Genomic DNA, 3999 nt, shown 5'->3' on the forward strand with positions numbered 1-3999 from the left:
TGGTGACTCGATACGGGCGCTTGTAGACCGGGCGCAGCCCCTGACGTTGCAGGCTGCGTCGCACGCGCTCAGCGCTCGCCGGCCGGCCCTGAGCACGCAATTGCCGCACGATGCGAGGACGGCCATATTCCCCTCTTCATGTTTTGCGCTGGTTAGTGACCGCCCACCGCGGAGCCCGTTGCTACCGCTCGCGCCGTGTACGAGAGCAGCCACACATAAGCAACGCCGTGAGTGCCAGAGCTTGATAGCGCATGTATTTTCCGATCAGTTGAAGACGCCTGCCTTCAGGTCATTTTCGAAGTCGACAATCCAGTGGCTGACGTGGCCGCCGTCGTACAGCCTCACTACGTCTTTGCCTCGTAGCCCAACAGTAACCTCCCGCCTGATCGCGCCAACTGCACCACCCGCCGGACATCGGTCTTCGTCGCGAACTTCGAACTCTTCAACATCGCGGCCACACTTCTTGCAGACAGCCACAAATTCGTCCCGTTCGTCCTGCGGAAACTCATGAAGCAGATGATTCGCCATCACTACCTCCATTACGTTTTCCGATCATTCGTCGGCATTGCCGTCGTTTTCAGGCTCTACGATCTGATAGATCTCGTCTTTCGGAGAATTCTTCTTCCCGGTTAGATTGAACCAGCTCACCTCGTCACCGTTCAAACCAAACGCCCGGAAAACGTACATCGGCGCCCGTGCCTCGTTGGCCGCCGCTTGAGCTTTTCTTAAGGTTTCTTCCATTGTTGGCTCCTTGTTTTCCGACTCAAACTAGCAAGTGAATTTGTGTGTTTCCACGTCGCGGCAATCTTCGTCGTAGGCCCGGTCAAGCCACTTCAAGAATGACTGCTTCCCGCCTTCGAGTGCCAACGTCGCGGGCGCGTCCTTCTCGGAAGGGGCAATCACTTGTCCTTGCGGCGTCATGTCATAGCCAATATCGACATAGTTTTCGTCCTCCCCACGCTTCGTCCCAATCCAGTAGGTAATGCTCACGACGCGGGGCTCGCCCGTGACTCCGTCATACCCGATGTCGTCTCCGCCCACGAGTGCCCGGTATTTGAACTTCGCCGGCCGTTTGTACTGCACATAGGCCAGAACTTGCGAAACCGTCGAACCGTCTGCGGTCTTGTGGCTGTTCACGTTCTGCGCCCATGTCGCAGCTATATCGGGAGTCAATTCCTTAGCCTTGGCCGGTGCGGTGGTCGCCTGCGCCGCGGTTTGTCCCGTCGTATGGCTCTCCTTGTCGCCGCACGCGGACATGAAGAAAGGCTTGCGTTGCATCAGATGTGGGAAAAATTTGTGCAAGTTGGTTTTCCGGTGTCTATCGCTCTTCGCTTTGCGCCTCGATTGCGGCCAGAAAATCGCGCGGCCCCGTTATAAGCATATGCAATTTGCTCGCTCGGCTGAGGAACGCGACGGTTTGGTCGTCGTGGCAGTAGTACGGCATGACCTCGACCGCTTCTTCGCCAGCGCGATAGCCCTCGACGTCGACCGACTCCCCAGTGTCGTCCCACGCTTCGTCCGCCTGAGCAGCGTCCGAGTACAGGCGCGGCCGAGCCGCATCCACCGTCCCGTCGTAGACAAAGTACATTACCGACTTGTCCCGGAATCGCACCGCGCCTGTATATCTCGCCATGACTGTTTTCCTATCAAGAGTCGACGACCGGCTGCCCTACTCAGATGGAGGGCAGGTCCAGCTGGATAAGGAACTCTGCAGGATTGTTACCGAGCCACGTTGGTTGCCGACCACGGCCAGGCCAGGTTCTACCTGTCGTCGGGTCGCGGTACATCGGAGCCGTCGACATGCGCCTTGGTTTGCGCTTATGCACTTTCTCTTGCAGATCCAGAACGCTAAGATCGAACTCCTTCATCAGTTCCTTGATCTGCCCGATCGCCGCTTCACGTTCGGCTTCGCGAGCGGCGTTGATTTGCGCATACAGTGCCTCTCGTTGCGCAATTAGGGCTAGGTAACCTGTTGGTTTGGAGTTCATGTTTTCGCAATTTGCTTGTTGCCGGCGCCGGCCCGGTGTTTTCCTATCGAAACAGCCGGGGAAGGAAAGACAGCTCAACTGCTCCCAATTTAAGAGTGATTGTGCCCGCCTTGTTCAGGGTCTCAGCCACAGAAGGTATGTCGACGAACCGAATCGGCTCGGACGAACTCATACTGATAGTGCCTGGCTGGTTACCCACCGCAGCCGAAACTATAAACACCTTCATGGTGTATGCGTCATGCCGATTGAACGGGACCAACTCAAAGTCCAGCGTCCCGCTGGGGGCGGCCGGTGTACAAGCTGACGGCTGCAAAACTTTATGGTGCCGGTCAAGACCATATGGCTCAACGTGAATCGCCTGGTCACCATGCGCGAGGGTGATACCAAACGAAAACTTCTGCCGGTCAACGTTTCCGCGATTCACGACTTGAATTTCCGCTACGTGAAGGTTCGAGAACTTTAGATCCGTAGACCCGTCGCTTACCGTAACGCTGGGATTGAATGCCGCGCCAGCAAAATCTGAAGCAAAAAGCGGGGTGACTTCAACCCGCTTTGCGACTGGTTGAACTCTACCTCGATGCGTGGCAACGCTCGCCGAGATGATTGCCCCAATTGCGCCTCCGCCAAGGAGGGACGCGCCGATTTGTACTATTTGAGGGAACTCAAGTGGCATATTCTTCCCCGTTAATTGTTATAAACGTTTGCCTATTGGTTGAGCTGGACTTGCCCAGCGTTTTCCGTGGTCAATTCGGATGCACGTACAGGGCCCGCGCGACGTGCGAGACAAGTTCACCTGGCGGCGTAGCGCCCAATTGACGGAGTTCAGCGAGAAAGGTCTCCAACTCACGGTAGCTGACTACCGCTCGACCCGCCGTGTTTGCCAGTTCATCGAGCTGGTCCGCGATTTGCTCAATATGCGACTGCCGTTCGGCTGATTTCTCGCGAGTGAGCATGGTTGGACCGGCCTGGACAAAGACATGCGAATGCATCCTCACATAGGATGCAACCGCCCGGATTGCCTGTTCAGCGTTGTCGACCATAAGCCCCCCTTTCCCAGTTTTCCTATTATCGGCTTGCGCCGCGATTACTTTATCAACCGCTTGCCCGCGGCCTTTGAGGCAGCCACGTCGAAAGTTGCCATGTGCTCGCACCCGACGACGTGTGCCGACCGCTCGATTAGGCAGTTCGCGAAATCCGCCTTTGCGGATGCCGCAAAAACGCGAAGCGTGTTTGGCTTCCATGCTTTCAATCTCGTAATACGCTCGTTTTGGTGTTTTGTGACGAGAGAGAAAGCGCTGGGCGTTCTTTTCCAGTGTAACCCGCATAAAGTCGCGTTTCCTCGGAAAAACCTGCGCGATGTCGCCGCTCAGGTAGAACGACCGAGCCGGGCATGGTATTTCGCCGCCTCGCGACGCATCCGCGCCTCCTCCGGCGACGCGTAGATCGACGTGGTGCCGAGCGACGCGTGGCCGAGCGTGCGTTGCACGACTTCGAGCGCGACGCCCGCGGCCAGCATCTGCGTGCCGACCGTGTGGCGGAAGGCGTGAGGCGACGTACTGGCCAGCTTGCGGCGCTCTGGCTCCGTCAGATCCGGCATCGCGTCGAGCAGCTGCGCGATCGCCCATTGTGTGAGCCCGCGCGCGCCGCGCACCGAGTAGCCCCCTTCCGTTGCGCTACCGGTGACTGCTTCGGTAGCGTCGACAGGTTCGCCGAACTTCTCGCGCGCCCGCGGCGTCGGCGGGATGACCAGCGGCGCCACCAGCGGCAAGCCGGGCGGCTCGGTCGCGGCCGCCCTGTCGCGATCCTGGCCACGATCGCGCCAGTGCGCGCGCAGTGCGTCGACGCACTCGTCGCTGATCGGAACGTAACGTTGCTTGTTGCCCTTGCCGATCACCTCGAGCAACCAGCTGGCCGGCGTGTCGTCCTCCGCCGGCATCCAGACGAGCGCGCCCCGCGTCACGGCGGCCGCCTCGGCGATCCGCAGGCCGCCATCCCCCATCAGCAGGAGCAG

7 protein-coding genes and 2 pseudogenes are annotated in these 3999 nt (G+C 58.9%); all 9 read right to left on the reverse strand.

What is annotated here, in order from left to right; genetic code table 11:
• A pseudogene (locus G3O00_RS40740) lies at nt 1-136 on the reverse strand (IS3 family transposase); the annotation flags it as partial.
• Nucleotides 137-264: 128 nt separating this feature from the next.
• A complete protein-coding gene (locus G3O00_RS40745; protein WP_206146379.1) occupies nt 265-528 on the reverse strand; it encodes a hypothetical protein in 264 nt (87 codons plus the stop codon).
• 24 nt (nt 529-552) lie between these two features.
• Nucleotides 553-741: a hypothetical protein gene (locus tag G3O00_RS40750; protein ID WP_206146380.1), complete on the reverse strand. Its 189-nt coding sequence runs from the start codon at nt 739-741 to the stop codon at nt 553-555.
• A 27-nt stretch (nt 742-768) separates the two neighbouring features.
• Nucleotides 769-1302: a hypothetical protein gene (locus G3O00_RS40755; protein WP_206146381.1), complete on the reverse strand. Its 534-nt coding sequence runs from the start codon at nt 1300-1302 to the stop codon at nt 769-771.
• Nucleotides 1303-1318: 16 nt separating this feature from the next.
• The gene (locus G3O00_RS40760; protein WP_206146382.1) at nt 1319-1588 is read right to left on the reverse strand and encodes a hypothetical protein; all 270 of its coding nucleotides are present in this window, start codon (nt 1586-1588) and stop codon (nt 1319-1321) included.
• Between the two features lie 85 nt (nt 1589-1673).
• Nucleotides 1674-1988, reverse strand: a complete 315-nt coding sequence (locus tag G3O00_RS40765; protein WP_206146383.1) for an H-NS histone family protein — start codon at nt 1986-1988, stop codon at nt 1674-1676.
• A 743-nt stretch (nt 1989-2731) separates the two neighbouring features.
• A complete protein-coding gene (locus G3O00_RS44220) occupies nt 2732-3028 on the reverse strand; it encodes a hypothetical protein (RefSeq protein ID WP_346779027.1) in 297 nt (98 codons plus the stop codon).
• Between the two features lie 44 nt (nt 3029-3072).
• Nucleotides 3073-3213, reverse strand: a pseudogene (locus tag G3O00_RS44225) (VapC toxin family PIN domain ribonuclease); the annotation flags it as partial.
• A gap of 141 nt (nt 3214-3354) precedes the next feature.
• Nucleotides 3355-3999: tyrosine-type recombinase/integrase (locus G3O00_RS40775; RefSeq protein ID WP_206146385.1), on the reverse strand; the 645-nt coding region annotated here is incomplete at its 5' end.

The organism is Burkholderia sp. Ac-20384 (assembly GCF_017104605.1).
Classification (GTDB): domain Bacteria; phylum Pseudomonadota; class Gammaproteobacteria; order Burkholderiales; family Burkholderiaceae; genus Burkholderia; species Burkholderia lata.